The organism is Pseudoalteromonas pernae (genome assembly GCF_039831865.1).
Taxonomy (GTDB): Bacteria; Pseudomonadota; Gammaproteobacteria; order Enterobacterales; family Alteromonadaceae; genus Pseudoalteromonas; species Pseudoalteromonas pernae.
In genome coordinates, this window is the sequence record NZ_JBDODM010000002.1 from 374,690 (window position 1) to 401,035 (window position 26,346).

33 protein-coding genes are annotated in these 26,346 nt (G+C 43.5%); 16 read left to right on the forward strand and 17 right to left on the reverse strand.

The genetic code is table 11. From position 1 onward, the window contains the following. Positions 1-52: 52 nt before the first annotated feature. The 6 genes from V1358_RS05850 to V1358_RS05875 all read left to right on the forward strand — a co-directional run bounded on the left by V1358_RS05850 (position 53) and on the right by V1358_RS05875 (position 3,069). Positions 53-343 (forward strand): hypothetical protein, encoded by a 291-nt coding sequence (locus tag V1358_RS05850; protein ID WP_347392890.1) that lies wholly within the window; start codon positions 53-55, stop codon positions 341-343. A 119-nt stretch (positions 344-462) separates the two neighbouring features. Continuing rightward, positions 463-918: a hypothetical protein gene (locus V1358_RS05855; RefSeq protein WP_347392891.1), complete on the forward strand. Its 456-nt coding sequence runs from the start codon at positions 463-465 to the stop codon at positions 916-918. A gap of 524 nt (positions 919-1,442) precedes the next feature. Continuing rightward, complete coding sequence (locus V1358_RS05860) at positions 1,443-1,781, forward strand: hypothetical protein (protein ID WP_347392892.1); 339 nt, start codon at positions 1,443-1,445, stop codon at positions 1,779-1,781. 128 nt (positions 1,782-1,909) lie between these two features. Then, positions 1,910-2,227, forward strand: coding sequence for a hypothetical protein (locus V1358_RS05865; RefSeq protein ID WP_347392893.1), 318 nt, complete (start codon positions 1,910-1,912; stop codon positions 2,225-2,227). An 88-nt stretch (positions 2,228-2,315) separates the two neighbouring features. Continuing rightward, positions 2,316-2,606 carry a hypothetical protein gene (locus tag V1358_RS05870; RefSeq protein ID WP_347392894.1) on the forward strand — a complete coding sequence of 97 codons (291 nt, stop codon included), beginning with the start codon at positions 2,316-2,318 and terminating at the stop codon, positions 2,604-2,606. Between the two features lie 61 nt (positions 2,607-2,667). Then, positions 2,668-3,069, forward strand: coding sequence for a hypothetical protein (locus V1358_RS05875; protein WP_347392895.1), 402 nt, complete (start codon positions 2,668-2,670; stop codon positions 3,067-3,069). Positions 3,070-3,150: 81 nt separating this feature from the next. Here V1358_RS05875 and V1358_RS05880 read toward each other — a convergent pair whose 3' ends face one another. From V1358_RS05880 to V1358_RS05890, 3 genes are all read right to left on the reverse strand, one after another. Next, the gene (locus tag V1358_RS05880) at positions 3,151-3,639 is read right to left on the reverse strand and encodes a LabA-like NYN domain-containing protein (protein WP_347392896.1); all 489 of its coding nucleotides are present in this window, start codon (positions 3,637-3,639) and stop codon (positions 3,151-3,153) included. Between the two features lie 190 nt (positions 3,640-3,829). Then, positions 3,830-4,171, reverse strand: a complete 342-nt coding sequence (locus V1358_RS05885) for a Fis family transcriptional regulator (RefSeq protein WP_347392897.1) — start codon at positions 4,169-4,171, stop codon at positions 3,830-3,832. A gap of 146 nt (positions 4,172-4,317) precedes the next feature. Beyond that, the gene (locus tag V1358_RS05890; RefSeq protein WP_342677983.1) at positions 4,318-4,764 is read right to left on the reverse strand and encodes an Hsp20 family protein; all 447 of its coding nucleotides are present in this window, start codon (positions 4,762-4,764) and stop codon (positions 4,318-4,320) included. A gap of 219 nt (positions 4,765-4,983) precedes the next feature. On the opposite strand from V1358_RS05890, the gene V1358_RS05895 reads away from it, so the two are divergent. The 5 genes from V1358_RS05895 to V1358_RS05915 all read left to right on the forward strand — a co-directional run bounded on the left by V1358_RS05895 (position 4,984) and on the right by V1358_RS05915 (position 9,243). Further along, positions 4,984-5,487, forward strand: a complete 504-nt coding sequence (locus tag V1358_RS05895) for a TlpA family protein disulfide reductase (RefSeq protein WP_347392898.1) — start codon at positions 4,984-4,986, stop codon at positions 5,485-5,487. After that, positions 5,468-6,526, forward strand: coding sequence for a Kelch repeat-containing protein (locus V1358_RS05900; protein ID WP_347392899.1), 1,059 nt, complete (start codon positions 5,468-5,470; stop codon positions 6,524-6,526). Before V1358_RS05895 ends, V1358_RS05900 begins: the two co-directional genes overlap by 20 nt. A 10-nt stretch (positions 6,527-6,536) precedes the next feature. Further along, complete coding sequence (locus tag V1358_RS05905) at positions 6,537-6,815, forward strand: peptidylprolyl isomerase (RefSeq protein WP_347391014.1); 279 nt, start codon at positions 6,537-6,539, stop codon at positions 6,813-6,815. 101 nt (positions 6,816-6,916) lie between these two features. After that, positions 6,917-7,183: a GrxA family glutaredoxin gene (locus V1358_RS05910; RefSeq protein ID WP_347391015.1), complete on the forward strand. Its 267-nt coding sequence runs from the start codon at positions 6,917-6,919 to the stop codon at positions 7,181-7,183. A gap of 233 nt (positions 7,184-7,416) precedes the next feature. After that, entirely contained in the window at positions 7,417-9,243 is a 1,827-nt protein-coding gene (locus tag V1358_RS05915) for a DEAD/DEAH box helicase (protein WP_347391016.1), read from the forward strand. 35 nt (positions 9,244-9,278) lie between these two features. On the opposite strand, the gene V1358_RS05920 is transcribed toward V1358_RS05915, so the two are convergent. The 8 genes from V1358_RS05920 to V1358_RS05955 form a co-directional block, all read right to left on the reverse strand. Beyond that, positions 9,279-9,626: a 2OG-Fe(II) oxygenase gene (locus V1358_RS05920; RefSeq protein WP_347392900.1), complete on the reverse strand. Its 348-nt coding sequence runs from the start codon at positions 9,624-9,626 to the stop codon at positions 9,279-9,281. Between the two features lie 117 nt (positions 9,627-9,743). Next, positions 9,744-10,349 (reverse strand): peroxiredoxin, encoded by a 606-nt coding sequence (locus V1358_RS05925; RefSeq protein WP_105255000.1) that lies wholly within the window; start codon positions 10,347-10,349, stop codon positions 9,744-9,746. 271 nt (positions 10,350-10,620) lie between these two features. After that, the gene (gene fadR, locus V1358_RS05930) at positions 10,621-11,334 is read right to left on the reverse strand and encodes a fatty acid metabolism transcriptional regulator FadR (RefSeq protein WP_347391018.1); all 714 of its coding nucleotides are present in this window, start codon (positions 11,332-11,334) and stop codon (positions 10,621-10,623) included. A gap of 516 nt (positions 11,335-11,850) precedes the next feature. Continuing rightward, positions 11,851-13,119, reverse strand: coding sequence for an SNIPE associated domain-containing protein (locus V1358_RS05935; RefSeq protein ID WP_347392901.1), 1,269 nt, complete (start codon positions 13,117-13,119; stop codon positions 11,851-11,853). Positions 13,120-13,129: 10 nt separating this feature from the next. Continuing rightward, positions 13,130-14,485, reverse strand: a complete 1,356-nt coding sequence (locus tag V1358_RS05940) for an SNIPE associated domain-containing protein (RefSeq protein WP_347392902.1) — start codon at positions 14,483-14,485, stop codon at positions 13,130-13,132. Positions 14,486-14,607: 122 nt separating this feature from the next. Beyond that, positions 14,608-14,760 carry a DUF4113 domain-containing protein gene (locus V1358_RS05945; protein ID WP_347392903.1) on the reverse strand — a complete coding sequence of 51 codons (153 nt, stop codon included), beginning with the start codon at positions 14,758-14,760 and terminating at the stop codon, positions 14,608-14,610. Between the two features lie 189 nt (positions 14,761-14,949). Next, complete coding sequence (locus V1358_RS05950; protein ID WP_347392904.1) at positions 14,950-15,408, reverse strand: hypothetical protein; 459 nt, start codon at positions 15,406-15,408, stop codon at positions 14,950-14,952. A 166-nt stretch (positions 15,409-15,574) separates the two neighbouring features. Next, complete coding sequence (locus V1358_RS05955) at positions 15,575-16,534, reverse strand: hypothetical protein (RefSeq protein WP_347392905.1); 960 nt, start codon at positions 16,532-16,534, stop codon at positions 15,575-15,577. Positions 16,535-16,851: 317 nt separating this feature from the next. Between V1358_RS05955 and dsbB the strand changes: the two genes are divergently transcribed. Both dsbB and V1358_RS05965 read left to right on the forward strand, forming a co-directional pair. Further along, complete coding sequence (dsbB, locus tag V1358_RS05960; protein ID WP_347391022.1) at positions 16,852-17,373, forward strand: disulfide bond formation protein DsbB; 522 nt, start codon at positions 16,852-16,854, stop codon at positions 17,371-17,373. After that, the gene (locus V1358_RS05965) at positions 17,370-17,672 is read left to right on the forward strand and encodes a DUF6170 family protein (RefSeq protein ID WP_347391023.1); all 303 of its coding nucleotides are present in this window, start codon (positions 17,370-17,372) and stop codon (positions 17,670-17,672) included. Before dsbB ends, V1358_RS05965 begins: the two co-directional genes overlap by 4 nt. 32 nt (positions 17,673-17,704) lie before the next feature. Here the strand turns inward: V1358_RS05965 and V1358_RS05970 are convergent, their stop codons facing one another. Beyond that, positions 17,705-17,998, reverse strand: coding sequence for a ComEA family DNA-binding protein (locus V1358_RS05970; protein ID WP_347392906.1), 294 nt, complete (start codon positions 17,996-17,998; stop codon positions 17,705-17,707). Between the two features lie 174 nt (positions 17,999-18,172). Here V1358_RS05970 and V1358_RS05975 point away from each other — a divergent pair, with 174 nt between their 5' ends. After that, entirely contained in the window at positions 18,173-18,484 is a 312-nt protein-coding gene (locus V1358_RS05975; protein ID WP_347391025.1) for a YebG family protein, read from the forward strand. Between the two features lie 66 nt (positions 18,485-18,550). On the opposite strand, the gene V1358_RS05980 is transcribed toward V1358_RS05975, so the two are convergent. The 4 genes from V1358_RS05980 to V1358_RS05995 form a co-directional block, all read right to left on the reverse strand. Then, positions 18,551-19,744 carry an amino acid aminotransferase gene (locus V1358_RS05980; RefSeq protein ID WP_347392907.1) on the reverse strand — a complete coding sequence of 398 codons (1,194 nt, stop codon included), beginning with the start codon at positions 19,742-19,744 and terminating at the stop codon, positions 18,551-18,553. A 48-nt stretch (positions 19,745-19,792) separates the two neighbouring features. After that, the gene (locus tag V1358_RS05985; RefSeq protein ID WP_347391027.1) at positions 19,793-20,446 is read right to left on the reverse strand and encodes a GAF domain-containing protein; all 654 of its coding nucleotides are present in this window, start codon (positions 20,444-20,446) and stop codon (positions 19,793-19,795) included. Positions 20,447-20,533: 87 nt separating this feature from the next. Then, the gene (locus tag V1358_RS05990) at positions 20,534-22,231 is read right to left on the reverse strand and encodes a SpoIIE family protein phosphatase (RefSeq protein WP_347392908.1); all 1,698 of its coding nucleotides are present in this window, start codon (positions 22,229-22,231) and stop codon (positions 20,534-20,536) included. Then, the gene (locus tag V1358_RS05995; RefSeq protein WP_347391029.1) at positions 22,224-22,529 is read right to left on the reverse strand and encodes an STAS domain-containing protein; all 306 of its coding nucleotides are present in this window, start codon (positions 22,527-22,529) and stop codon (positions 22,224-22,226) included. The genes V1358_RS05990 and V1358_RS05995 overlap by 8 nt, the downstream gene beginning before the upstream one ends. Before the next feature lie 121 nt (positions 22,530-22,650). Here V1358_RS05995 and V1358_RS06000 point away from each other — a divergent pair, with 121 nt between their 5' ends. After that, positions 22,651-22,980 carry an SUI1 family translation initiation factor gene (locus tag V1358_RS06000; RefSeq protein WP_347392909.1) on the forward strand — a complete coding sequence of 110 codons (330 nt, stop codon included), beginning with the start codon at positions 22,651-22,653 and terminating at the stop codon, positions 22,978-22,980. On the opposite strand, the gene sixA is transcribed toward V1358_RS06000, so the two are convergent. Next, positions 22,977-23,453 carry a phosphohistidine phosphatase SixA gene (gene sixA, locus V1358_RS06005; protein ID WP_347391031.1) on the reverse strand — a complete coding sequence of 159 codons (477 nt, stop codon included), beginning with the start codon at positions 23,451-23,453 and terminating at the stop codon, positions 22,977-22,979. The two genes, V1358_RS06000 and sixA, sit on opposite strands and share 4 nt — an antisense overlap. Positions 23,454-23,616: 163 nt before the next feature. Here sixA and V1358_RS06010 point away from each other — a divergent pair, with 163 nt between their 5' ends. Beyond that, positions 23,617-26,343, forward strand: a complete 2,727-nt coding sequence (locus V1358_RS06010; RefSeq protein ID WP_347392910.1) for an insulinase family protein — start codon at positions 23,617-23,619, stop codon at positions 26,341-26,343. Positions 26,344-26,346 lie beyond the last annotated feature (3 nt).

Genomic DNA, 26,346 nt, shown 5'->3' on the forward strand with positions numbered 1-26,346 from the left:
CGTCGCTAACTTTAGCCCCATAACCGGGCGTTCCATGAACTTGGAGGTCTGAGTGTATTTACCAATTAGTTTTTATAGAAATACATTACGCCTAATTGGTGTTTTATTTATATGTGTAGGAATGCTCTTGGGTTACTCAGCTTTTGAAACATTATTTGACCCTAGTGTAACCATTAATTTAAATGGTGTTGAAAGGAATGATGCTGAAACCAAAATGTTCAGTTTGATTTTACCTTTAATCTTAATATTCGCTGGGGCAGCACTTTGTATTTCAAAAAGTGAAAATTTAACGAGTCTACATAAAGCCAGAGAAACCTTTTGGTCTATTATTCACGGTAAATAGTTCAAATAACAAGTGTCTAAAGCAAAGGACGCAAAACAGCAGGCTTGCGCTCCTTCGTCACCAACTTTAGCCTGCTATTTCGCGCCGGTTAGGCAAGCGTTAGAAGCTTATGAGAACTTATGCCTCGTCGTAGAGAATTTAAAGGGATTGTGAGAAATCTCTCAGAATTGCTGAGTGGTCGAAATAATGATTATCAAGGCTATTGGGCCGTAGGTCAGTTATTCACTTTAGCGCAAGAGCATGGAGTTGATGCAATTTCGCTAGACTTAATAAATTGTAAGGGCGACATCAGTTCACCTTTACTGGTAGATATGTGCCAGTCGATGAAGTCTGAAATAAATCGAATGCTTAACGCACATAAACTCCCAAATGAATGGGTTGAATCAGTTTCAGCTAAGTTTAGCTTTAATCAAGAATACCAGGAAAAATATCACTACTGGCGCTCTGCATTAGGCAAACCTTACTTGGTACAAGTAGAAATTAAAACTGATTTAGGTTACGTAAATAAAGCTACTCAAGGGGGTAATGTAAAGCCACATGATCCCTCAAAGGAACAACGAAGAGGCGGCTTTTAACAAGCCACTGAAATGGAACTCGTAACTGTTGGTTCCGCTACGCTAAACAGTTTAGCCAAACATTAATCAGCCCATAAACTGGGCGTTAGATTTACAGGAAGTATTGTGCATAAATGGTTGGTCATAATCTCTAGTTTATCTCTGATTGGATATTCTCTTTTTTCATTGTACTTACCAAGTATAGTTAAAGATGCGACAACGATATCAGTTGACCATTCCATATTGACTGATGTTGAAGCCAACTTAGACTCAGCAGACACTGATACACTTAGAAGTTTAACCAAAATGATGCTTAAGGATATCAAGTCGGAACAATATAAGAATACCGAAGTTTTAGATGCGACGATTGAGTTCTACAGCGCATTTGATTTGATTTTGTTGTGGTTGTTACTTATTCACTTTGTTCTTGTCTTTATTTTTGTTTATAAAAGTAAACCTAACAAGAAGTATAAGAAGATCTCCTAATCGCTTGCTCGAGCCTTCGGAAGACATTTTAGCAAGCTCAACAAGGTGTTGGAGTTACATTGGATAATAGAGATGCCAAAAAAATACTTGAACAGATTGCGAGAAATTTAGTCGCAATTGAAAACCTTTCTCGAATTCTTAGTGGATTGGTTAAGGTTGAAGACAGAAAACTATACACTTCAATGTTGAAGGAGCTAATTTCAAGTAACTTCGAATTACAGGAACTCATCGGTAGAAACTTCCATAATCTTCATCCGTCTTATTTAGGATTAGAAACGTTTAGACATTTGAAGAAAAAATATGAAGACCCTGAGCATCCGATATCATTGCCTTGTGAAGAGGACTTAAAACAAGCAAGGTCGTTGTGGGAAAGGCTTCAAGATTTGCAAAGTAAATAGTCGTCACTAAACAAGCCGATGAAGCGATAAAGATAAAAATAGTTAATCTATAACCGCTTCTTCGCTAAAGTATAACCCGTTAATTTACTGGCTCTTAACGAGGCGTTTTGAGAACTCGAGAAATTTAGATGGATACTATTTTATTATCGATATTCTTTGGATTTATGGGGTTTGTTCTTTGGTCAATGTTCTCCAAAACTGGCAAAGGGCTAATGCTTGGTGGAAAAATTGTGCATACAGCAAATGACGAAATCACTCAAACTCAAGGAATAAAAAAGACCGCAATTCGCGTACATTTAATCGAGACAAAGAGTGGCACTAAGCAAGTTGGTATAGAGCTTTCTGATAATGCAAAGCTAGCAGCAAGTATGACACCCATAAGACTCTCAAAACAAGAAGCAGAAACGTTGATAAACATGATTAAAGAAGTAACTGATAAAACGTAACAGCGGAGCTTCATATTTTTGACTTTGTTTTTGAAAGCCTCGTGATCAATCTACCAAGTATATCTAGCAACTGAGCGCAGCGTTAACTATGACAATAGAAACATTCAACTATTTTGAAGCTGGCTTGTGGTTCATCATTGGTCTGGGAATGCTCATTGCGGCGTTTAATAAACGCACGGAGAGTCAGTGGTTAAAAGTTCTTCTCATTGCGAGCGTCGCGTTTATTCTATTCGGAATATCTGACATTATCGAAGCTGAGACTGGCGCGTGGTGGAAACCGTTTGAACTCTTAGTGCTTAAAACAGCCTGTGCTTTGACCTTTATAGGCTGCTACTGCAAAGGGAAGAAATTAATAAATGCGCCATCAACACACAACTAAGTAACTCAACTCGATAACGCCACGCAAGAAACACGCGTTCACCCACAAGGAGAAGTATTAAATGGAACCAAATTACCCGAGTTACTCACTCGAAGAGCTTCATGAAGCGTTAGCAACGATAGATAAAAATGCCCATCCTGAGCGCTTAGTGACGATTCAGAATGAAATACAAAAACGTTCAAGTCAAAACCCAAAGCCCAGTGAACAGCAAAGTAAATCACGTGAGCAAAAAAAGTTGGGCACTGGCGGGCGGATATTCGTTTTTGCAATAGCGGCTATTATTTTCTACTTAGGTGTGACGGGTTATCTGGACGGTGTAATTGCTGGAAAAAGCCAAAAGTATACAAGGGAAGAAGATTCATTTATGTATTACACCCTTGTTTTGCTCTATACAGGGTTGGGGTCATACTTTATGTACTTTGCTATATTCGCCAAGGATAAGAAAGTCACCACCAAAGTGTAAAATACGGCACATAATATGTGGTGGTTCACGCCAGCACATTGTCATCGAGGTTGCACCACAGCGTTATGCGTTCCAAGTTATTCAACCCAGCAATAACGTCTCGTCAATCGCGCGAAAGTAACTTGCAGCGTTAATTAATGACGCTGCGGTGAGTTTTTCGCAGCTGTACACTTCTACTCTTTTGCTTTTTTCGTCACGCAGTTTTTTAGCAAGTAAGTCAAAGTCGCCATCCCCTGAGAGTAAAATAGTGGCGTCGGTTTGGCTTCCGTACTCAATGGCATCGAGGGTAATGCCAACATCCCAGTCACCTTTGGCTGAACCATCGGCACGTTGAATAAACGGTTTGAGCTTCACCTCAAAACCAATCGCACGCAGGATATTTTGGAATTCCATTTGCTTGGCATCCCCTCGGTCAATGGCGTAGGCAAAAGCATGTTGAATGTCGTATTGGTTACTCACTTCACGCCAAAACGCATTGTAATCAAAGTTACGTCTGTGGCTTTCGCGGCAGGTGTAATAGATGTTTTGCACGTCCACAAAAATAGCAGCTGTTGGTTTTGACGAGGTCATGATCACTGTCCTTGTTCGAATAAGTTGGGTTGCTCGGGCGAAGTTAACCGGAAACAGGCGCTACTGTAACACAAGGAGATAGGAATACCTGACTAATTAGAAGATACAAAGCAGCGCTTGTCGCCTACTGCAGCGCACACGAATTTGAGCAACAATAGGCCAAGGCACCAACAACTAATTAAGGGCACTCTCAGCGCAGGCGCTTTGCCCAATTACCCTGATGATGTAACTGGCACTGCTCTTCGGTGTCGTACTTGAGCTGTTTGGTGGTATTTTTCAGGCAAAGCCCTACTGACTTTAAACAGCCTTGAATCTCACGTTCAAGCTGACTGCGCTCGCGAGAACCCATAAACGCTTCTAGTTCAGCATCTTGCTCGAAAATGACGGTGATAGTGAGGCTTGCTTGCGGATTTTTCCAGTCAATGTGGTGCGTTAACCAACTAAAACCTGTAATCATTTTACCGTGCTGTTCACACAGCTCAGTTAATTGCTCACGCAGCTGCTTATCACGCTTTTTATCTGTTTTCGTCAATGTACGCCCCTACTTTACCCATTCACTTCACTCGCTAGTCACTCTAGCGGGCTAAATTATGTGATTACACCCTTCCCTGTATGAGTATTAAACACAAAAAAGCCGCCCAAAAAGGGCGGCGCATCACAGGGAGATATCTTAACTGATTACTTACTTTCTAGTAAGTTGCCTTTGCCAATTTCAATTTTGCGTGGCTTTAAGGCTTCTGGAATTTCACGCTCTAGGTCGATAACAAGCAGGCCATTGGCTAGGTCTGCGCCGAGCACTTTAACGTGGTCACCAAGTTGGAACTTGCGCTCAAAGTTGCGCTCTGCAATACCTTGGTGAATAAATTTGCGCTCTTCTGTAGCGTCTTTATCGGCTTTAGTACCGGTGACTTTTAGCGTGTTATTCTCTGACTCAATGGTCAGCTCTTCATCACTAAAGCCCGCTACTGCCATGGTAATTCTGTATTGGTCTTTACCCAACGCCTCGATGTTATATGGAGGGTAGCTAGGTTGTTTGTCGGTGCGTGCCGCCGCATCCATTAATGATGCAAGGTGGTCAAAACCGATGAATGAACGATATAGTGGAGATAGGTCTACTGTACGCATAATAATATCCTCAAATTTTAAGCAATATTGGTCGTTGTTTTTCTCTTGAACAAACAACTTTTATGTATAAATATCAATAACTTTAGTTTGGCTGGGACCCTTTATGGCGTCCTCATAATCATATGTATGGACGGGCAAATTCTTTTCAAGAGAAATTGCCAAATTATTTTTAAAGAAATTCGGTCTATTTAAAATAACCACATGAATATAAAGAAATTAATGAAGAAAACTTTTTTTCAAATTTTTATCATCCTCATCGTGTTTTACGGTGTGAGTGCATTCCAACAGCGCAATATGCTGCCTGTTGACGACTCCCCGGCCCCATATTTTTCACTTGAGCAGCTCAATGGCGAGCAACGATTTACGATTAAATCCCTGCAAGGACAAACGACGGTGGTGTATTTCTTTGCGCCTTGGTGTTCAATTTGCAAACTGTCTATGCCCAATTTACAAGCAGCGATGGATGACGGTGACATCAACGCGATTGCCATCGCGCTGGATTATGAATCAAAAGAGCAAGTCGCTGATTTTGTGTCTCAAATGCAGCTCAACATGCCTATACTTTTAGGTAGCACAAATACCGCGAAGCAATATAAAATATCTGCGTTTCCTACCTATTATGTAATAGATGAATCGCTATCAATCACCGCCCGTTCAATGGGCTATTCAAGCGAACTCGGCATTAAATTTAGAGGCAAGATAAATGCTAAAAAGATTGATTAAAGGGCTGTGTGTAAATGTTTTCGTCGCAGCATCGTATCCCGTACTCGCACTCGAACTCCCTGCACTTCCAGAACCGGTAAGTAATAACGCAGTCGCGCAGGTGGATACTCCTGACGGTCAATTCTTTTTAAGCTTTATGGGTTTGGGCAGCGGCAAAACACACGCAGATGTGCACAACAAAGTGTGGGCATTGAACGTTGGTAAAGGCGATTGGAAAGCGATGAAAACCGTGCCCGCGTCCACCGAAATCAAGGGACGCCTTGCTGCTACAGCTGTGGGTGTAGGTGAATATGCCTATATTTTTGGTGGTTACACCGTGGCGCAAGATCACACTGAAATCTCAGTACCCGATGTATATCGTTTCGATGTGCAAAAAGATGAATACCTCAAACTAGCCAGTATGCCTGTGCCTGTTGATGATAGTGTCGCCCTGAATTACAACAACCAATACATCTACCTCATCAGCGGCTGGCACAATGATGGCAATGTGAACTTGGTGCAAGTGTACGACATTGCCAACAATAGCTGGTCACAAGCGTCACCATTTTTAGGCGATGCTGTATTTGGCCAAGCCGGTGCCATCACCGGTAATACCATGGTGGTATGTGATGGTGTAAAAACCATCGCCTTTGCTGATAAACGCCGTGGTTTCGATGCTAAAGCCCAATGCCTAAAGGGCATTATTGACCCACAGAACCCAACCAAAGTGTCATGGCACAGCCTTGCGCACCCAACAGGTAAAGCGCATTACCGAATGGCTGCAGGCACAATCAACGGTCACATCGTGTTTATCGGCGGCTCACCGAATCCATACAACTACGATGGTATCGGGTATAATGGCAAGCCAAGTTCACCGTCGAGCCAGGTTTGGCGCTTTGATGTAGACAGCAACAAATGGCAACGCCAAGAGCACGCGCTTAAAGCGACCATGGATCACCGTGGGTTGCTCGAGTATGAAGGCGTGGCTTATCGCATCGGCGGCATGGGTGAAAAGCAACAAGTACTCGATGTTGTGACCCCCTATCGATATACATTTTAGGAGTTAAGAAATGGCCAAAGCATGTGCCTACCATATCTTGGTTAAAAGCAAAGAAGAGTGTTTAGCTATCAAAGCAAAGTTAGACAAGGGTGGCGATTTCAATAAGTTAGCGAAACAATATTCTACCTGCCCTTCTAAAAAGCGTGGTGGCGACTTAGGCGAATTCCAACGTGGTACTATGGTCAAAGCCTTTGAAGACGTAGTGTTTAAAAAGCCACTGTTTGAAGTGCATGGGCCAGTTAAAACCCAGTTTGGTTATCACTTAATCAAAACCGTGTATCGCAGTTAATCGCTTTTTACGAATGAGGGAATCGGTTTTCATTGTTTTACCTCGTACTGGAACCTCGCTACACTGCAATGCATACACTTAAGTAAAGCACTGGAGAGAATATGCTAACTGTAATTTTTGGTCGTGATGGGTGTCCTTTCTGCGTTCGTGCAAAGGAAGTTGCTGAAAAACTGACCGAGCAACGCGATGATTTTAAATTCCGCTACGTCGATATCATTAAAGAAGGGATCAGCAAAGCTGATCTAGAGAAATCTGCTGGCAAACCATGTGAAACGGTGCCGCAAATTTTTATCGACCAAACACATATTGGTGGCTTCACAGAGTTCGAAGCATACGCCAAAGCAAACCTTGGCTTGTACCAAGAATAAGCAGAAAAATGCCGGGCTTTTTCCCGGCATTTTTGCGTTTTTACGACCCTTTTTTACAACTTAAAAATCGTTAAAAACAAACACTTTTGTCAATAAAGCGTTAATTACCGATTTTGGCGCTGATTAAATTTCATACAAAACCAAGTACATAGGAAATAGTTTCAATTTATACAAGCAATTACTGCTTCATTCCTGTACAATGCGCGCCTCTTTGAATTCCTTAAGGCGTTTTAATGTCAGAACAAGTCACCTTTGAGTCGTTGAACCTTTCTCCTGCAATCTTGAAAGCAGTGGATAAGTTGGGTTATGAGACTCCTTCCGAGATCCAGACCCAGTGTATCCCCCTTTTACTCGACAAAAAGGATGTCTTGGGAATGGCGCAAACAGGTACAGGTAAAACTGCTGCCTTTGCATTGCCTTTATTAAACAACATCGATGCTGATGCTAAGTACCCGCAAATCCTTGTACTTACTCCAACTCGTGAGCTTGCTATTCAGGTAGCTGAAGCGTTCGAGCAGTATGCTCAATTCACCAAAGGCGTTGAAGTACTAGCGCTATATGGTGGTCAAAGCTACGGTATCCAGCTGAGCGCACTTCGTCGTGGCGCGCAAATCATCGTAGCAACACCTGGTCGTTTACTTGACCACATCAGCCGTAAGTCAATCGACTTATCTCGTCTAAGCGCGCTTGTGCTTGACGAAGCTGACGAAATGCTACGCATGGGCTTTATCGATGATGTTGAAAGCATCATGGCACAAACACCAGAAAGCAAACAAACCTGTTTGTTCTCTGCAACTATGCCAAAACAGATCCAGTCAATCTGTAACACTTATTTGCAAAATGCTGAGCAAGTACGCATTACTCCGCGTAACAGCACAGTATCAACTATTGAGCAAGTATACTGGCAAGCACGCGTTCACAAGAACAAAGCAATTGTTCGCTTCCTAGAAGCGGAAACATTTGATGCGGCTATCGTATTCGTTCGTACTCGTAACGATACCGTTCAGCTTGCTGAGCTACTAGAGCGCGAAGGCTTCTCTGCTGCACCACTTAACGGTGATATGAATCAGCAAGCGCGTGAGCGCACAGTTGACCGCTTGAAAAATGGTTTACTAGACATCGTTATCGCAACTGACGTTGCTGCACGTGGTCTTGACGTAGAACGCATTAGCCTCGTTGTTAACTACGATATCCCTCAAGACAGCGAAGCATACGTTCACCGTATCGGTCGTACAGGTCGTGCTGGCCGCCAAGGTAAAGCGATTTTGTTCGTTAAAGGTAACGAGCGTTACTTGCTTAAGAACATCGTACGTCACACTAAGAGCGATATTGCTGAAGTACAACTTCCTAGCGCGAAAATGGTTGAGCAAAAGCGTATCGATGCACTGGAACTTAAGATTGCAGCGGCACTTGAGCACAAAGACAGCGAGTTCTTTGCACAAGTTGCAAGCTCTATCGGTAACAAGCTGCAATTGAGCCAAAGCGAGCTAGCTGCTGCACTACTTTGTTTAGCACAGCAACAAACTCCGCTTAAAGTTGAAGAAATCCAAGCGAAAGAACGTTCAGAGCGCGGTGAGCGTAATGACCGTCGTGGTGAGCGTTCTGAGCGTGGCGATCGCGGTGACCGTAGTCGTCGTGACGGTGATAAGCCACGTCGCGAGCGTCGTGAGTCAAACACTCCGATGGATACATACCGCATCGAAGTTGGCCGCGAGCACGGTGTTCAGGTTAAGAACATTGTTGGCGCGATTGCCAACGAAGCTGATATCTCTAGCAAGTTCATTGGCGATATCCGTTTGTTTGACGCACACAGCACGGTAGAACTGCCACAGGGCATGCCTGCTGAGAAAGTTGCGCACTTCCAGAAAGTATATATCTGTAAGCGCCCAATGAAGCTAACGTTAAGCCCAAGTGAAGCTAGTGCTCCTCGTGAGCAGCGTGATTCACGCCCTTCACGCGAGCGCACTGACCGCAACGAAGGTAAAAAGCGTAGCTTCCGTGACCCAAATGCTAAAAGCCGTGGTCCACGCAAAGAGCGTCGCGCTGTAAGCTTTCAATAAGCAAAATTAGAAAAACCGCCCAAGGGCGGTTTTTTTTATGTCTTATCGCCGCGTATCCAACCGATGCTAAATACATAGCGCGTACCTTCTTCCACCAAGGTAACGGCATGAGCATTAATGTCTGGTCGAAATAGCTTGATACGCTTACTGGCATAGATAGCTTGCTCGCATTCAAACTCACCGCCCTTCTTAGCCGTTTTTAAGACTACATTAAGGCGGTAATGGCGGCCTGCTGCAACTGTGTCTGTATGGCGCTTTATAAAGCTGCCTTGTTTGAAGCGCAGTAAGTAACAATCAAATTTTATCGGCCACAACGCGCCCGCTAAAAACATCTTATCGTATCCAGACAACTGGCGTCCTATTTGCCACCTTAACCAGCGCATGACGTTGTTCCTTAGTGTTATATCTACGAATCATCTTGCTGGGTATCTCAGCTTTTCGCAAATACTTAGGCACAAAAAAACCGCGCCTAAGCGCGGTTTTTCAAACGAGGGTAAACCTTATAGGTCGCCTTCGTTTTCAGATAGGAACTTAGCAACACCTTCAGGGCTTGCGTCCATACCTTTTTTACCTTCAGTCCAACCAGCTGGACATACTTCACCGTGCTCGCTGTGGAACGCTAGCGCGTCAACCATACGAAGCATTTCGTCGATGTTACGGCCTAGCGGTAGGTCGTTAACTACTTGGTGACGTACTGTGCCTTCTTCGTCGATTAGGAAAGAACCACGGAAAGCAACGCCTGCTTCTGGGTGCTCAACATCGTACGCTTGACAGATTTCGTGCTTAACGTCAGCAACTAGTGCATATTTAACTTGGCCGATACCACCGTCTGCAACAGCAGTGTTACGCCATGCGTTGTGTGAGAATTGTGAATCGATAGAAACACCGATTACTTCAACGCCACGCTTTTGGAACTCTTCATAACGCTTGTCGAAAGCGATTAGCTCTGATGGACAAACGAAAGTGAAATCAAGTGGGTAGAAAAAGATAACTGCTTTCTTGCCTTTGATTGTCTCGTGAAGGTTGTAAGCGTCTACGATTTCGCCATTACCTAGCACTGCTGCAGCTGTAAAGTCTGGTGCCTTGCGGCCTACTAATACACCCATTTTATTCTCCAAAATAGTTTGAGTTTATCGTACTTTGCGACAGAGACGACGACATCGCCTCGTCTGTATTTTTTCCTGCACATAGATATAGTGCTGAGCCGTTGAAAAACAACCCTCAACTAAAAAAAACATGCATTTATTCTTGGACGCTATGTTACTGAGCTAGCGCGCAAAAGAACAATCGCATTTAACGATAGCAGCAATCGATAAAAATGATGATGAAATTCTTGGATTGTGAGGCACAAAAAAGCCCGCTTACGCAGGCTTCTTATTAATCCATAATATTTTCTGGCATATCAGAGCGAATCTCTTGCCAGATTTGGCCGCTTTGATGACCGTATCGACGCATCAACGAGATAGCACCATCATGATCATGCTTGTCTGCTAACTCAGCCAAGTCTAAATAAAACTGGCGCGCTAATTCACGTGTGCGCGGGTCAGAGAAATAATGGCTACCGATTTTAGAGTAAAACCCTTTAAAACCATTGAGGATCAACACATAAATTTTGTTGTTACCAGCACTTGCTAGTTGGTGGTGCACCCAGTAATCGTAATCAGCGAACGCCTGACCTGTGTCTTCAACCGTCTCTCGGTCTGCAACAATTTCTTTTACACGCTCGGGATTAATTTTGATCGCTGCACGCATATAAATAGCACTGAGGTTTGTGCGTGCTGATAGCAATTGGTCGGTCAATTCAGGCATTTTGTCTTCATCTAAACGAGCTAGCGTTTCTAGAATATTAAGACCTGAAGTTTCCCAAAAGTTGTTTACACGTGTAGGTTTACCGTGTTGAATCGTTAACCACCCATCGCGGGCTAGACGCTGCAATACTTCACGTAGTGTCGTGCGAGTTACACCGATCAATTCAGATAATTCTCGCTCGGCCGGTAGAATCGAGCCTGGCGGAAACTCACCATTCCAGATGGACTCAACTATGTATTCCTCAGCGAATCCAGCTGGGCTTTTTGCTTTAAAAATTCTCATTCAACGTCCAATTCACTACGGGATTAATTCATTCTAGTTATCAGACTGATTGTACCAGATGATTAGCAACTAACAAGAAAACTTCGCCGTAATGATTTTGTGGCGAGTGCCATTCAAAATGAGAATCTGCGGCATGACGAGATTTTGGTTATAGAGTAACGCCAATGCAGAGCCCTTATTCATTGATGTTAGAAATTCGAGTTGCAGGAGCCACTGGCTTAATGAGCGCTAACAAAAAGCGATGAAAATGTGCTGAAGAAGTTTGTTTGATAGTTTCTATGTTGTGAAATTAACGTATGAGGTGGGAGGTAGCTTTGTGTTAGTGGCCGAATTCGCATAAGTGCCACTTGCGGTCTTAAGGCTATCATTGAGTGTAAGCAAACATTGAGCATAACGCATATTTGGACATTTATGAGTTAGAGCCGAAGGGCCGCTCTGTGCGAGAGGAAGATGTTGGCAACGCCTTGCTAAGGTGTGAGTAACGCAATACAAAAGCCACCGCACAGCAGCTTGTCATTATGTATATGCCACTGCTAAAGTGTCAGTGTCTTTATGCGGCTCCAACTCGAGCTCAAACTCTTCTTGGTAATTGTCGAGTGCCTTAACAACGCTTTGAACATCCACTTTAAAGAACTCTTTGCGATGATTTACTAGGTTGACTCTTTGTTTGCTGAATTCGTTATGTAGAAATTTCTCTAAACTCGGCGCATCTTCCGAATATATGTATGCGTGGACATCAAACAGCTCTGGTACAGAAGCATCTCCGAGTTCTTTGACTCTCTCATCTGGATCTGCTCTTCGAGTCATGCCAATTTTTACCATCCCATCTCCAAATGACACCCTATTAGAGATTATATAAACGTAACCTGCTCGTGTTTGTTGAGCGAGCGATTGTGCGCGAACTTCTCTTTTCTTCAACACTTCCAGTTCCAATTTGTGCAGCTCGTAGAGTTCCTTTTGCTCATCAGAGCTGGATTCTAGTTTGCTCAACTCCTGCGCAACCAGCTTCTCCATAATCTCACGCTCTTTCCTAGCTTTATTCGCAGCATCAATTATACGCTTTTCTTCTCGCTCTGCTTCTTTCGCGATACGTGCTTCTTCACGTTGTTCTTCTTTGATGTCAGCTTTAATCTGGTTCAATTCATATGTTAGTCGGAGCTCTTTATTTTTTAACCTGAAATAACTTTCAGACAATTGTGTCTTAACTATACGGCCTGAGTTATTTATATCGTCGAATGTTTCTCGGGCGCGTTGAGATAGTCTATTGATGTTGTTCCAATCAACCATTGAAGACGCCGCTTTAAACTCATTATCTAAACAGCGGATCCGGAGTTTTATTTCACGATTGAATAGTTTTGTAGCGCCAGCCTTGCGACCATTAACTCTTACGTCTTTACTCATACTGCAGATACAAGCTGTTTTGTTTTTTACCATTTCCTTTAAGTCTTCTTTAACTTGAGCAAGTTCTGCTTCAATTTTTCTGACTTCTTTCGTTTCCGATATAAATGCGTAAGAAGTATCATCAGAGGTACCCACGCCAAGGTTGTACAATGAAAGCTTTTTTTTGTTGTCACGTAGCCTGCTGAATGTCTTCCTGTACTTTATCTGTAAGTCTGAATATTTCTCTTTAATTTGTTTTAGCTTGTCTTCTGCTCTCGATACAGGGAAGTAAGCATCTCTAACTTTCTTACCATCTGCTTCGGCCATTTCAAGCGCTGCACATGATTTCCTCCACAAGAAAAATGCACCTAATGCACAAATGAATAATATAATTGTTATGAGCATGGTTATATCCTTATATTGATGCTGGAAGTGACCCAGTTAGGTTTTCGTGCGATTGCTTGTTCATTGCTTCACGAATCAAAATACTTTCTCTGTATTCCTTGGCTTCTACATCAAAGTACCAGTCGCTTGACACATTCAGTTCGTCCATTGCAGCTTTTACTTCCTGGGGGCTTACCTTGAAAAACTCCTTTCGATTGTTTTCCACATTCACTCGTTGTTCGTCAAACTTTCTATGAAGTTTCTTCTCTATTTCTGGAGCATTCTGTACAAATGCCATCGTGTGCACATCGAATTTAAACGGTACGCTTGCGTCACCGAGTTCATTAATGCGATCCATCGGTTCGAGTCTTCGAGTCATTCCGATTTTAACAACACCCTCTCCAAAACTACCTAGGTTTGAAATGACATATATGTAGCCGACCTTTGTGATCTGTGCTTGCGAGGTTGCGCGTTGAAATTTATTTTCTAACTTGGCAATTTCAGATTTCATCTTTTGGATTCTTTCTTCCATGGCTTTAGCGCTTGCCCCGTGGAGTTTTAAAGCTAAGGCTTGGGCTTTTTTCAGATCAGAGCTCCGATAAGATATTTCGTCTTCAAGGTCATCGGTTTCATCTTCGGATTGATTATTTTGCTCACGGAGGATAGCTTGTTGTTTTTTCCTCTCCGCTTTCTGTCTTTCTCTGTATAAGAGTTCTCGATGCCAAGCGTTTAACTCATCGATTTTCAGATTAAAGAATTCTGCTGAGATGGTTACATTAGCCGTCTCGCCCAGTTTACCAAGTTGTTCGTTTACACGATGTAGTTTATTAACTGCCGTATTGTAAGTTGAATGGCGCATTGTTTTCCGTATGGCATCAAATTCTGCATTGAATGCTTTGAGCGAAAGATACCGGTAATCTTCGACCATTCGCGCACCAGTTTTTTCGCAGCCAAACCACTCCCATTTTGAGTATGCGTCTGTTGCCAAGCCTCTGCTTATGGCACGGTACTGATCCGCATAACATTTATTGATTTGAGCTTTAAGCTCTTCTCTGTCATCAAAGCGATAAACAGGTGGAAGCAATCCAACTTCGATGTACTCTCTCTCTAGCTCAAGCTTAGAATTAGTTTTCTCGAGAGTTTTAAAGCTTTCTTGGCCAGACGTTATTTTCTTTTCAATTTCATCAAACTCGTCTTCAAGCTTGGAAACCTGACTCTCAACAGATTCCTTTTCAAGGTTTTCCTTTTGACGCTGAGTTTCAGCAATTTGCTCAATTCGTTTCGTGTGATTAGATTTCGCTTTGATGGCGAGAACAATTATGGCTCCGCAAAATAACGCCCATAGGTAAGCGTGTATGTCTATTCCCTCAATCATATTTCCCTTCATTTTATTATGCTTTTGGATTACCTTATCTTTTGTATGGAATATGTTCAACACTACCTCTGAATAGTAACTCCTCTGGTTGGCCTGTTATGTATTCATAGAGAGTCTCGGTGACTTTCTTTAATTCAACATAAAATCCTCGGAGTATCACGCCACTGAGTTGTATATCGAGGACTTAAAAGCTCACGGCGCATTGTCCACCTTTTGCTTTGCTGTTCGCTGGCTAGTCTTATTGTACCTTTAACGAATTGTTGATTGATCATGTCGATGCTACACATTAGCCCTTTGTTGTACGAGCTTAGCTCAAAGCCACCCTTAGAGTATTTACGTTAACTCGTTTAGGGGCAAAAATGAGTTAGGGCGAATCTGTGCTTTATGTCATTATTGTACGGCGGTACGCCCAAATTATACGTGGATAGCGCAGCCAATGCTGTTCGCTGGCAATAATACCTGCTTCTCGGGGTAGCTTAGAGTTTGCTACCAAACCTTTCCTTGGCAATGGTTAGCATACTCTCTGAGATTAAATCACCTTTCTCAATACGATAGTCATTCATGGCTTTTATTCTATTTATCAAATCACTATCCACCTGATATTTTAGGCCTTTAAAAATGAGATGGTTATCAGTTATGAGTATCTCTAAAATATTCTCCTGCTCTGGCATCATTAGAAGTAGCTTGTCTGCACTATTTGACGTCCCATCAATTTGTGAAGATGCGATACCAGCCAGAATTGTCTGGTCGATTAAATCCCTGAGTTCGAAGAAACCTTCAAATCGTGAGTATACGATAGCGCTATCTTCAGTATTCGTTAGCCAATAAATAGATTGTATGTACTCAGCAGTGTCAGAATCATATTCATGTTGAGCGTTCGCAAATCCGTAGCTTGTAAAAAGCATCAATAAAACGAAAATAAAAATTTTTACCATTACAAATGGTTCCTTCTGTCCACCCAAATAGCTAGTTAGCGAGGTCTTCTTGGTAGCATACCCTGTTTAGTTGCAGGAGCCACTGGCGAAATGAGCGCTAACAAAAGCGATGAAAATTTGGTGTGGTGGTTTGTATAATGAATGCCATGAAACTGACACCCCTCGCCTATTCGCCGTATGTAGAGATGAGCCTCAAGCCTATGCCAAATTCTCGACGGTAGTCCAAAGGTTTCTTAAACAGAACGAAAGGCTCGACTTCAAGGTATGCCCAATCTTTGTAGATCTTTTCGCGATAGCGAACCGATGTTAAGTATGCATCGATCCCATCGGAATATTTAACGTACTGCACACCACTGACCAATAACTTTTCATCTTCGAGGTTTCTTACCCAATAAATGCCAGCCTTTTCTTCTGCGTAAGGCTCAAACTGAAATTTTTGCCAGCTCACTGACGCGGAAATTAGGTCCTTGCCCATTGGATAGGTTACTGCCGATTTAAGGCCCGGTGCCCAACCATCAGAAGAAAAGTAGTCAATTCGAGGACTGACACTGAATTCAAAGTTACTGAAAACGAAACTTTTCTTTAGCTCTGTTCGAGCGTAAAGCTGACCACGAGATAGCCCCAATCGATACTTTAATGACAGTAAGTTTTCAAACTCTGTTAGTGATTGTAATGCGATATTTAACCTATCTGAGTCCTCTTGAATAATCGGCTCTGCTTCATAATCAAGCTTCAAATCATCTTCATCGTCATTATCTAATACAAGGGATATGCGGTTCTCCCATTTGGGAAGATAAAATTTAACCTTAAACTTAGCGTCAAATTCGCCTAGATTAGCTCTTTGTGGTAACCAAGACAGTTGCACATACCCTTTCGCCCTCGCTCTATGGGTATCAGATTCATACATAGATAAACCGTCCAACCAAGCGGCGGTATCTTGCATAAATACATCGAGATTGCCCCTAAGATAATCAGCGGTCTCTTCTAAAGTAGACGTGCTTGAAGACTCTGCGCTTTGTTCCTTTTGAGGCGTGGGAGCAGGCTCTTTGTCTTGTTCTTGTTGAGATGCAATGCAATGACCTGCGATTAATAGTGAGGCTGTTGCTAATACCATTTTCAATTTCATCGTTCCCTCTTTGCTTGGGAGGCCACTTCATATCGCTACAAAATCAACCCAACACACTCTGGTAGAATTATGTCCCTATAATCAAGCTATCCTCTGACAGTTCAAAATACAAATACAGCCTCAATTTGGCATGAATTATTGATAACTATATAAAAATAATAGTGCAGGAATGGCTTATTTGTCGACTCGCCTTGCAAGATGACAACGCAACCGACGAACACTAGCATCAGAAGCGCTGAGTGGTATCAGCGTATGCACTTGCATAGCCTAGATAGCGTGGGCATAATCCCCTGAATAAAAATTAAAAAGAGAATATTATGAGTTGGTTAAGTAGCATCTCGCGCACACGTGCTCCTTGGTTGTTATTGGCATTGATTGCTTTTTTGTTCGAGGCAACTGCCTTGTATTTTCAATACGCGATGGACTTAGCGCCTTGTATCATGTGTATTTATCAACGTACCGCGGTATTGGGCGTGCTTGCAGCAGGCCTACTGGGCGCTATAAACCCAGCGCAAATGTGGTCACGTTTGCTTGGCTTTGCCACTTGGTTGGTGGCCAGTATCTGGGGTCTGCTCATCGCCAGGGAGCACATCATGATGCAAACCACCACCGACCCGTTTGCATTTGTTTGTGAGTTTGAACCTAACTTCCCAAGCTTTATGCCCCTACATGAATGGATCCCAAGCTTTTTCGCTGCAACAGGTGACTGCGGCAACATTGATTGGCAATTTTTAGGCTTATCTATGCCTGGTTGGATGCAAGTAATCTTCGCTGCACTGGCCGCTGCTGCTATCATAGTGACTATTGCTAGTTTGCTATTTAAACCTAAAAACGCATGATTTATTTTCTCGCCAGTCAAATTCCAGCTTTGCAATCATTTAGCCACCGTGAGCGTCTCGCTTTGGTGGCTGATGCGTTAGCATTGTTGCAGCCTCAACAAAGAATTTTCATGAATATTTTGAAACTCTTACTGATCACGCCACTGTTTTTACTCTTGGTGCGATTCGAAGGTTGGAGCATGCTGCCTTGGTTGCTGCTAGCCGGTATAGCTTATCCCATATTGGTGCTGCCCGTACGCCATTATTTTGCGTGCTTACACCTCGATGAAGCTATCAGTCAGTACAAAAAAGGCAGCTAACGCTGCCTTGGCTTACTCTCACTTCCTACGCATTAAAGCGTGATCCGATCTTTTACTTTTGCCAATAGCTTACTCCCTATCCCTGGCACATTTTGCAATTGTTCGATGGCAGTGAACTTTCCATTTTGCTGACGATAATCAACAATCGCAGCAGCCTTTGACGGACCAATCCCTGGTAATGACTGCAGTTGTTCCACCGACGCCTTATTGATACTCACTTTATCCATTACTTTATTTTCAACATTTACTGTGTCCACTGGCTTTGCAATCAGTGGTGTTGAAATACTTAATAGTAATGAAAGGGCTGTAGCTGTAGCTAGTTTCATACTTCTCTCCTTAAAGTAATGAGTCTTCCTTTGTACCGCTTTTATAAATAAAGTTGATAATGCAATTGTTGTCAAATTAGGAACTAGAGTTTTTATAAATCAAAAACTCCTTGACGATTACAGTACTAACCTCTAATCTCACTGTATAAAAAAACAGTATAGTTAGGAGATCCCATGGCTGTTGTGGTTAAGTACGTAGTAGAAAGAGATGGAGTCGAGCGCATGACCTTTACTAGTAAGAAAGAAGCCGATGCTTATGACAAGATGCTCGATATTGCAGAAAACTTAGAAAGCTTGATCAGCGCGGTAGACGTGCCATTGAGTGAGCAACAAGTTGAAAGCCTAGCGCTACAAATTGCTAAGCAAAAAGAAGACTTTATGCAAGTACTTAAAGGCTCAGTACCATCATCAGAGAAAGCCGCAAAAAAATCAAAAGCGGTTAAAAACGATGAAAACGTCACTGAGTTAAAAACAAAAGAAGCCTAACACCTTTTGTTTACGTACAAAAAAGCCAGCATCAATGCTGGCTTTTTCTGTGCCTAATTACTTAGGTTATTTAGTTACATCAGCAACTGCATTTGCGAAGTAATCAATGTTCGCTTCGCTAATACCCGCAACGTTTACTCGGCTAGAGCCCACGATGTAAATTGAATATTCTTTTTGCAGACGATCGATTTGCTCTTTGTTAATACCAAGGAACGAGAACATACCGTGTTGGTTCTCAATGAATGAGAAATCCATGCCTTCACACTTGGCATTTAGCTTTTCTTTTAGTAACGAACGCAAGCCATTGATACGAGAGCGCATTTCATCCAGCTCTTCATGCCACATAGTGGTTAGCTCAGAGCTAGAAAGAATGGTATTTACGATATCAGCACCGTGTGCAGGTGGCATTGAGTAAATACTACGAACTACGCTTAGCATCACTGAGTTAGAAACATCCGCAGCCGCCGCATCCTTAGATATGATTGAACACGCACCAATACGTTCACGGTACAGGCCAAAGTTCTTCGAACAAGAAGAACAGATGATCAATTCTTCCACTTGCGAAGCAAGGTGACGTAGACCTGCAGCATCTTCGTCTAAGCTAGTACCAAAACCTTGGTATGCAATATCAACTAACACTGTGAAACCTTGTGCTTTCGCGATTTCGGTCACGGTTTTCCACTGCTCAGCATTAAGATCCATGCCGCTTGGGTTGTGGCAACATGCGTGTAGAAGTACCACATCACCCGCTGGGATTTGGCTAAGAGCGTTGACCATTTGATCAAACAGTAAACCCTTATTCTCGTAGTCGTAGTAAGGGTATTCTTTTACTGTTAAACCTGCCGCTTCAAATAGGCTGATATGATTGGCCCATGTTGGCGTTGTTACCCAAACCGTCGCGTCATTGTTACAGCGTTTGATAAATTCAGCCGCTACACGCAACGAGCCAGTACCACCTGGTGCTTGAGCCGTGCGTACGCGGTTAGCAAGCAACGCTGGGTGCGCATCACCTAGCAGCAATTGCTCCATCTTCTGACAATAATCCAAATTACCTGCCAGACCAATGTAGGTCTTGGTAGTTTCATTCGCTAAACGAAATTCTTCCGCTTTTTTTACTGCACGTAGCACGGGGGTATCACCGTGCTCATCTTTGTAAACGCCAACACCTAAGTCAATTTTGTTTGCATTGGTATCAGCTTTAAACGCAGCCATCAGTCCAAGGATAGGATCAGTCGGTAATGGTTTTAATTGTGAGAACATGGAACTCTCTTTATTTATCTCTGTGGTTAGCGTAGATCCCGGTACACATTACGCTGGTAAGTGCTCGACAATTTCCTGGCAAGCGGCAACTAATAGGGCAATACGTTCGGGGGTAAAAAAATCTTTGCTGAATGCTTCCGCATCGACTATGCCCACTACTTTACCCTGCTGCGAATAAAGCGGCAAGCAGGATTCTGACTTCACTTTAGGGTCGCATGTATAGTATTCGCCACCCTTGGCAACATAGTCTTCCACATCATTGATAATGCGCGCTTTTCCAGACATGACGACCTGTACATTGTTACTGGTGGCAGCGAAGGCTTCGTTAATTGGAAACAATGGACGGCTCGGCGCACCATGATAGGCTAATTTTAGTAATTGTGGTTCACCGTCGACATCGCGAGACTGATAAATACCAAACCAATCCACACCACTTTGCTCAACGACAAAATCGACTATCGCCTGAAGTTTGGACAACTGCGGTTGTGCATTTGTATCTAGGTGCTCTGTTAGGCTAAATGGCTCGTCTTGTAGATGACCAAATAAACTGCATGCACCGCCCTCTCCCAACTCTGGGATCAAGTATTGCCATTGCACCTGGGGCGCAGCTTCACCTAGGTAGTCACGCAACTGAGTTTGATAATTTTGTGTGTAGTGCGCATCACTTTGTAGTTGCGCCGCGTCGTTATATGAAAAAGCCATTTAGCCGTCCAAACATCTAAAACTTCAGATGGATGCTAACATAGGGGAAATACAACGCGCAATAATTAGTTAGGCGATCGTGAGAGACTATTGAATACGGTAGGTAACGAACACTTGGTTGCCGCTTTGGTTATAGCGAACTTGTTCTGCAATTTCATGCATTAAGGTAATGCCTCGGCCAAAACTTCGGTAACTTTGGTCTCGTTGTTGGCTCTTTACTTTAAACCCTTCTCCAGAGTCAGTGACACTCAAGATAAGAGAGCGATTATGCGGCTGATACTCAATATTAATGCTGATCTCCCCCTCAACGAGCTCACTGAGCCGAGTTTCACGCAGCGAATAGTATTCGACAAAGCCATCATCCGAGAGCTTCATTTGTGAATCTAACCCTAAGATTCCATGCTCCAAAGCATTGTTATAGGCTTCTGATAAAAGGATGAAAAGTGATGACTTGTGGGAGTTCAAACCTGGCAGGTTAGCAACCAAGTCGATAAGCTGAGCAACGGGATCTAAAGTTTTTAATTGCTGCGCATCGAGCGCTAAATTCAATGATACAGGAAGCGGACTAATCGCCTTATTGCGCGATGAATCAACTTCATGAGGTATTGGGTCAACCAGCACCACACTGTAGTCATCCTGTTGTAACTCACACTGGGTAAAGTTACGCACACGCTCGATTATTTGCTCAGTCGTCACCTTATGCTGCGCACTGAATGCCTCAGTAAGTCGGTCGTAACCGAATTGCTCTCCATGGCGGTTTTCTGCTTCTGTGATACCGTCAGTGTATAGGACAATCCGAGCCCCTTCGTGCAATGAAACGTGCACCACATCTCGCTCAAACTCATCATCTTCAAGTACGCCCAGTGCCATATGCATGGATTCAAGGCTTAACTGCACATCGCCATTTTGGCTGATAAGAAAGCCATCGGGAAGCCCTCCCATCCAAAATGTCGCGCTATTAGCAGATGCATTTATCTCGAATATGGTCGCGGCACAAAACATGTGTGAAGGTAGCAGTTGATCCAAACAGCGGTTCATCTCCCTGGCAATATCGCTCACCGACAGATTCTTCTCGGCCATGGTGTAGAAAATACGTGAAACGGGCAAAGCTCCTGTGGCAGCAGCTAAACCATGCCCCGTGAAATCACCGAGCATAAAATATTGGGATCCATTTGGCGCTACAGCGCTTAAGAATACATCGCCGTTAAACATCGCTGCTGGCGATAAATGCGAGTCCAACCCCTTCGGAGTTTTAGCAGAGCGCTTGAGGGCATTGGCAAATATATGCTCGACCAACTCATGCTCTCGTTCGGTTTGGTTTTGGTAATAAGTTAGGGCTTGTGTCTGTTTCACAGACTGAGCCAACAACTGCCTAATTCTTAAGTGGGCCCGTAATTTTGCCTTGAGGATTTGCGGTTCAAAGGGCTTGGGCATAAAGTCATCCCCACCGACATCCAAACATTTGGCCAGCGCTGCGCCATCTTCTAACGCAGTAATAAAGATAATCGGAAGGTAACCTGATTTGGAGAATTCTTTGATTTTTGGCGCTGCTAAGTAACCGTTCATGACCGGCATCATGATATCGAGTAGCACGATATCAACCTCATACTCAGCCATCATAGCAACGGCTTGTGCGCCATTTTCTGCGTCGATAACGCGATAGTTCTCGCGCTCGAGCATTATGCGAAGTAGTTGTCGATTAAGCGCCTCATCATCAACCACTAACACCAATGGAGGCGCACAGTCTTCTACTTCGCTTAACTCGTTTGGTAAGTTCTCAATCAATCGTGAACTTCTTATCGAATCGAGAAATTTGCAGAATTTTCTTTAACTGGGCGTTAGCATTGCGAATAGAAATCGCTTCAACCTGCCCTTTTAACGCTTTGTGCATATTCAGCAACATACCCAGTGCTGAACTGTCCATGTAGCTGGTCTCTCTCAAGTCAATTTCCACGCTTTTCGCTTGCGGATTAATTTCTGCGTACGCTGAGCGAAAGTCTTGTACTAGATTGAAATCAAACTTGTCCTTTATAGCTATTACCAGCGTGTTACTACTTTGATCATAATGCTGATTTAAACTCATTACCTCTTCCTAAGCTGCTGAATTATGTACGTGTTTAAAATATAGGCCGCCATTGTTATTTAGCAATATCCAAACATGAAATATGTTAAACTTGGCGGATATTTTTATAGGAGTGTTATGTATGAGTGATAACAATCTTGTGTACTCAACAGCCACGGGGCGTATCAAAGCTCCAGCTGAAACTCAGCCATTAGACGTTAAACTATTCAAAGATGGTGCGATTCGCATTGAACGCCAAAGCAAAGGGCGTAAAGGTAAAGGGGTGATGTTAGTTGTAGGTATCGACCCTGAACAACATGACCTGAAGCAACTGGCCAAGCAGCTAAAATCAAAAATGGGTCAAGGCGGCGCAGTAAAAAACGGCGTCATTGAAATTCAAGGCGACGATCGCGACAAACTGAAAGGGCTGTTAGAGACCGCAGGCTTTAAAGTTAAAATTGCTGGCGGTTAAACCCGTTCTTGCGGGCTGTATAGAGCCCGCCACTGCGCCTTACCTGACTCTTCGTCATAGCCGATATCCGCCACCCCACAAGTCGGGAAAATAGGCATTTTTTCTGGGCATAACTGCGCAACCATGTAACTAACGATTGGCATGTGCGCAACCAATAACCACGTATCCACATCAGGATGCACTTCAATTAATGCACGAAGATAATCGATGGCTCGCTGCGCGTCGGCACTGGGGATTATGTCACTGGTCGTTTCTTCAAAGGCAAACTGGCGACAATGTTTTTTCACCCCGTCAGCTGTTTGTTGTGCTCGGACATAAGGGCTCACCAACAAACCTGTTGGGTTAAAGCGCTGTGCCAACCACTCACCGACTTCATCGGCCTGTTGATTTCCGATGGCTGTAAGCGCACGCAAGTGATCGGGTCCTTGCTGTGGCTGTGCGTCGCCATGACGCATGATTAAAATTGTTTTCATTTGTGTGAAATCAACTAATTAGAGAAAAAGTTTTGCCACAAAAGCTAGCCATTAAGGCGCTATATTCGCTATAGTTTAGCTTTACAATCGATATTCAGGTAGGCACTTTGCCGTAACCGCTGGCCCTGAACATCTTGTTACTTTTTAGTTTCAGGAGCAATAATTGAATATCAGCCGCAATGATAACAGACTGTACCAACCACTGACACTGCACAATGGTCTAAGAGTGCTGCTTGTCGAAGACAAAGAAAGCCCAAAAGCAGCGGCTGCACTTACAGTCAACACTGGTCATTTTGACGATCCTTGGCATCGCCAGGGTCTTGCTCACTTTGTTGAGCATCTCCTTTTTTTAGGTACAAAGCAATACCCTGAAGCCGGAGAATTTCACGATTTCATTAGCCATCACGGTGGCACGAGCAATGCCTGGACTGGCACTGAGCATACCTGTTACTACTTCGATATTACGCAACAATACTTTTTCCCAGCGCTCGAAAGGTTCAGCCAGCTCTTTGTTTCGCCTTTATTTAATGAGCAAGAAATTGAAAAAGAGCGCAATGCCATTGATGCCGAATTTAAATTAAAAATTAAGGACGATGGTCGTCGTATATACCAAGCGCACAAAGAAACCGTGAATCCAAAGCATCCATTTGCAAAATTCTCTGTGGGAAATATGAATACCCTCAGCGATGATAAAGGCCCTATGAAAACGGAGTTGGAAGCGTTTTTTAGTAATCATTATCAAGCGCAGTGGATGACCCTAGTATTATGTGGCCCGCAGCCACTGGCGCAATTAAAACAATGGGCGCAAGACTTGTTTTGCGCTATTGCTACCACCGGTGAAAAGAAACCACCGATTGCTGAGCCTTTATATCGTCAAGAAGATTTAGCGCTTGAGTTACACATCGAGCCACACAAGCATCTGCAAAAGCTGATCATCAGTTTTGCCATGCCTAGCATTGACGAGTTTTATAAACATAAAACTGTGAGCTTTCTCGCCCATCTTTTGGGTTACGAAGGCGAAGGGTCTTTGCACTCAATTCTCAAAAATCAGGGCTGGATCAATGCATTATCAGCAGGCGGTGGCATTAACGGCAGCAATTTTAAAGACTTCAATATTAGCTTAGCGCTGACCGACGAAGGTATCGAATACTATCAAGACATCGTCGAGATGGTGTTTGCCTACATCACCCTCATCAAACAAAACACAGACTCGTTACAGGCCTTATATCGCGATAAGCAAACCTTGCTGCAAATCGCCTTTGATAACCAAGAAAAAGCACGTCTTCTTGATTGGGTCAGTGGTGTTAGTGTAAACATGCATCATTACCCCAGTGATCACTATCTCTACGGTGATTACCTCATGGCTGGGTACGATAAAGCACAGTTTTCTCAGGTGCTAGGCTGGCTAACGCCAGAGAATATGCGCTTAGTTTTAATTCACCCAGGTGTAAGCTCAACCAAGACCACACAGTGGTACAACACCCCCTATTACACCAAATATTTGGACAAGGCGTGGCTCAAAGCATTAGCGGCGATAGACACGCCACTAAGCACCATGTCTTTGCCTTCGGTGAACCCCTATTTGCAGCGTCCGTGTGTACTACACGAACTTGTTGCTCCGAGCAGAATACCGGAAAAGCTCGCCTCGCATCCTGGTTTCAACTTTTGGTTTAAACAAGATGCGACCTACCGCGTCGCTAAAGGCCACTTTTATCTCGCTCTTGACTCCAAGTTGGCAGTAAGAGATGTGCAGCACATGGCATTAACACGTTTGTTCGCCGATTTGTTTATCGATTGCGTGGCAGAACGCTTCTACCCCGCAGAATTGGCTGGTTTGAACTACCATATTTCTTCGCACCAAGGCGGACTCACACTGCACACAGCCGGATTATCGTCGAGCCAACTTGAGTTAGCGCAAGGACTATTGGATGCCTTGTTCAATGCCGATATCTGTGCAAAACGCTTTGCTGAATATAAAAAACAGCTAGTTCGTCACTGGGAGTCCAGCAATCAAAATAAGCCCGTTAGCGAAATTTTTAGCCGAATCGGTGCGCAAATTATGCCTTGGAATCCCACTCCGAGTGCCCTTGCGCAAGCGCTAAAGAGCACCAGCTATATTCAATTTAAGAAGTTTAGAAAAGCATTTTTTGAAGGCATTCATATCGAAGCATTTTTGCACGGCAATTGGCGCCCTGCGGATGCCTATGACTTTTTGCGTTTGGTACAAGCGCACTTGCAACACCGAGCGAATATTGAAGCAATATCACGCCCACTTAATGAAATCAGCAGTGTTGATCAACAGCTAGTAACGCTGCCAAGTAGTGATCATGCGATGGTTATTTACTATCAAGCAACCAGTAATGATATTCGCGAAAAAGTGCTAATGATGGTGGTTAATCACTTGATCAATCAGCCCTATTTCAACGCATTGCGCACCGAACAACAGCTTGGCTATCTGGTGGGCGCGGGCTACGCCCCCTTCAATTCTCGCGCAGGTCTCGCTTTTTACGTGCAATCACCTACGGTAGCAGGAAAAGATTTACTAAAGCACCACAACGCGTTTGTGAAAGCTTACTTTAATGAATTTGCCGACATGCCGACTGAAGTATGGCAACAAGCCAAACAGAGCTTATATCGTCAAATCGCTGAAAAAGATAAGAATCTACGCCTGCGTTCACAGCGTTTTTGGTTAGCTATTAGTAATCCTGATGTCGATTTCACATTACAAGCTAACTTGTTGAGTACCTTAGAGACGATTGAGTTTGATGAAGTGCACGCCTACCTCGGTGAGTTATTCGCACCGCACAGAAGACGTATGGAGTGGCTCAGTTTGCCGCACAGCAACGCATCAGACGACGCCGAGCTTTACTCTGCAAGCGCCATGAATTAGTCT

Excerpts from the sequence above, each read along its gene's own strand:
- V1358_RS05945 (WP_347392903.1), bottom strand. The coding sequence starts at position 14,760 with ATGTGTAGCATCGACATGATCAATCAACAATTCGTTAAAGGTACAATA.
- V1358_RS05970 (WP_347392906.1), bottom strand. The coding sequence starts at position 17,998 with ATGAAACTAGCTACAGCTACAGCCCTTTCATTACTATTAAGTATTTCA.
- V1358_RS05880 (WP_347392896.1), bottom strand. The coding sequence starts at position 3,639 with ATGACCTCGTCAAAACCAACAGCTGCTATTTTTGTGGACGTGCAAAAC.
- V1358_RS05975 (WP_347391025.1), top strand. The coding sequence starts at position 18,173 with ATGGCTGTTGTGGTTAAGTACGTAGTAGAAAGAGATGGAGTCGAGCGC.
- V1358_RS05925 (WP_105255000.1), bottom strand. The coding sequence starts at position 10,349 with ATGGGTGTATTAGTAGGCCGCAAGGCACCAGACTTTACAGCTGCAGCA.
- V1358_RS05900 (WP_347392899.1), top strand. The coding sequence starts at position 5,468 with ATGCTAAAAAGATTGATTAAAGGGCTGTGTGTAAATGTTTTCGTCGCA.
- V1358_RS05950 (WP_347392904.1), bottom strand. The coding sequence starts at position 15,408 with ATGGTAAAAATTTTTATTTTCGTTTTATTGATGCTTTTTACAAGCTAC.
- V1358_RS05890 (WP_342677983.1), bottom strand. The coding sequence starts at position 4,764 with ATGCGTACAGTAGACCTATCTCCACTATATCGTTCATTCATCGGTTTT.
- V1358_RS05935 (WP_347392901.1), bottom strand. The coding sequence starts at position 13,119 with ATGCTCATAACAATTATATTATTCATTTGTGCATTAGGTGCATTTTTC.
- sixA (WP_347391031.1), bottom strand. The coding sequence starts at position 23,453 with ATGAAAACAATTTTAATCATGCGTCATGGCGACGCACAGCCACAGCAA.
- V1358_RS05980 (WP_347392907.1), bottom strand. The coding sequence starts at position 19,744 with ATGTTCTCACAATTAAAACCATTACCGACTGATCCTATCCTTGGACTG.
- fadR (WP_347391018.1), bottom strand. The coding sequence starts at position 11,334 with ATGAGAATTTTTAAAGCAAAAAGCCCAGCTGGATTCGCTGAGGAATAC.
- V1358_RS05905 (WP_347391014.1), top strand. The coding sequence starts at position 6,537 with ATGGCCAAAGCATGTGCCTACCATATCTTGGTTAAAAGCAAAGAAGAG.
- V1358_RS05895 (WP_347392898.1), top strand. The coding sequence starts at position 4,984 with ATGAAGAAAACTTTTTTTCAAATTTTTATCATCCTCATCGTGTTTTAC.
- V1358_RS05965 (WP_347391023.1), top strand. The coding sequence starts at position 17,370 with ATGATTTATTTTCTCGCCAGTCAAATTCCAGCTTTGCAATCATTTAGC.
- V1358_RS05910 (WP_347391015.1), top strand. The coding sequence starts at position 6,917 with ATGCTAACTGTAATTTTTGGTCGTGATGGGTGTCCTTTCTGCGTTCGT.
- V1358_RS05985 (WP_347391027.1), bottom strand. The coding sequence starts at position 20,446 with ATGGCTTTTTCATATAACGACGCGGCGCAACTACAAAGTGATGCGCAC.
- V1358_RS05955 (WP_347392905.1), bottom strand. The coding sequence starts at position 16,534 with ATGAAATTGAAAATGGTATTAGCAACAGCCTCACTATTAATCGCAGGT.
- V1358_RS05940 (WP_347392902.1), bottom strand. The coding sequence starts at position 14,485 with ATGAAGGGAAATATGATTGAGGGAATAGACATACACGCTTACCTATGG.
- V1358_RS05995 (WP_347391029.1), bottom strand. The coding sequence starts at position 22,529 with ATGAGTTTAAATCAGCATTATGATCAAAGTAGTAACACGCTGGTAATA.
- V1358_RS05870 (WP_347392894.1), top strand. The coding sequence starts at position 2,316 with ATGACAATAGAAACATTCAACTATTTTGAAGCTGGCTTGTGGTTCATC.
- dsbB (WP_347391022.1), top strand. The coding sequence starts at position 16,852 with ATGAGTTGGTTAAGTAGCATCTCGCGCACACGTGCTCCTTGGTTGTTA.
- V1358_RS05920 (WP_347392900.1), bottom strand. The coding sequence starts at position 9,626 with ATGCGCTGGTTAAGGTGGCAAATAGGACGCCAGTTGTCTGGATACGAT.
- V1358_RS05865 (WP_347392893.1), top strand. The coding sequence starts at position 1,910 with ATGGATACTATTTTATTATCGATATTCTTTGGATTTATGGGGTTTGTT.
- V1358_RS05915 (WP_347391016.1), top strand. The coding sequence starts at position 7,417 with ATGTCAGAACAAGTCACCTTTGAGTCGTTGAACCTTTCTCCTGCAATC.
- V1358_RS06000 (WP_347392909.1), top strand. The coding sequence starts at position 22,651 with ATGAGTGATAACAATCTTGTGTACTCAACAGCCACGGGGCGTATCAAA.
- V1358_RS05875 (WP_347392895.1), top strand. The coding sequence starts at position 2,668 with ATGGAACCAAATTACCCGAGTTACTCACTCGAAGAGCTTCATGAAGCG.
- V1358_RS05855 (WP_347392891.1), top strand. The coding sequence starts at position 463 with ATGCCTCGTCGTAGAGAATTTAAAGGGATTGTGAGAAATCTCTCAGAA.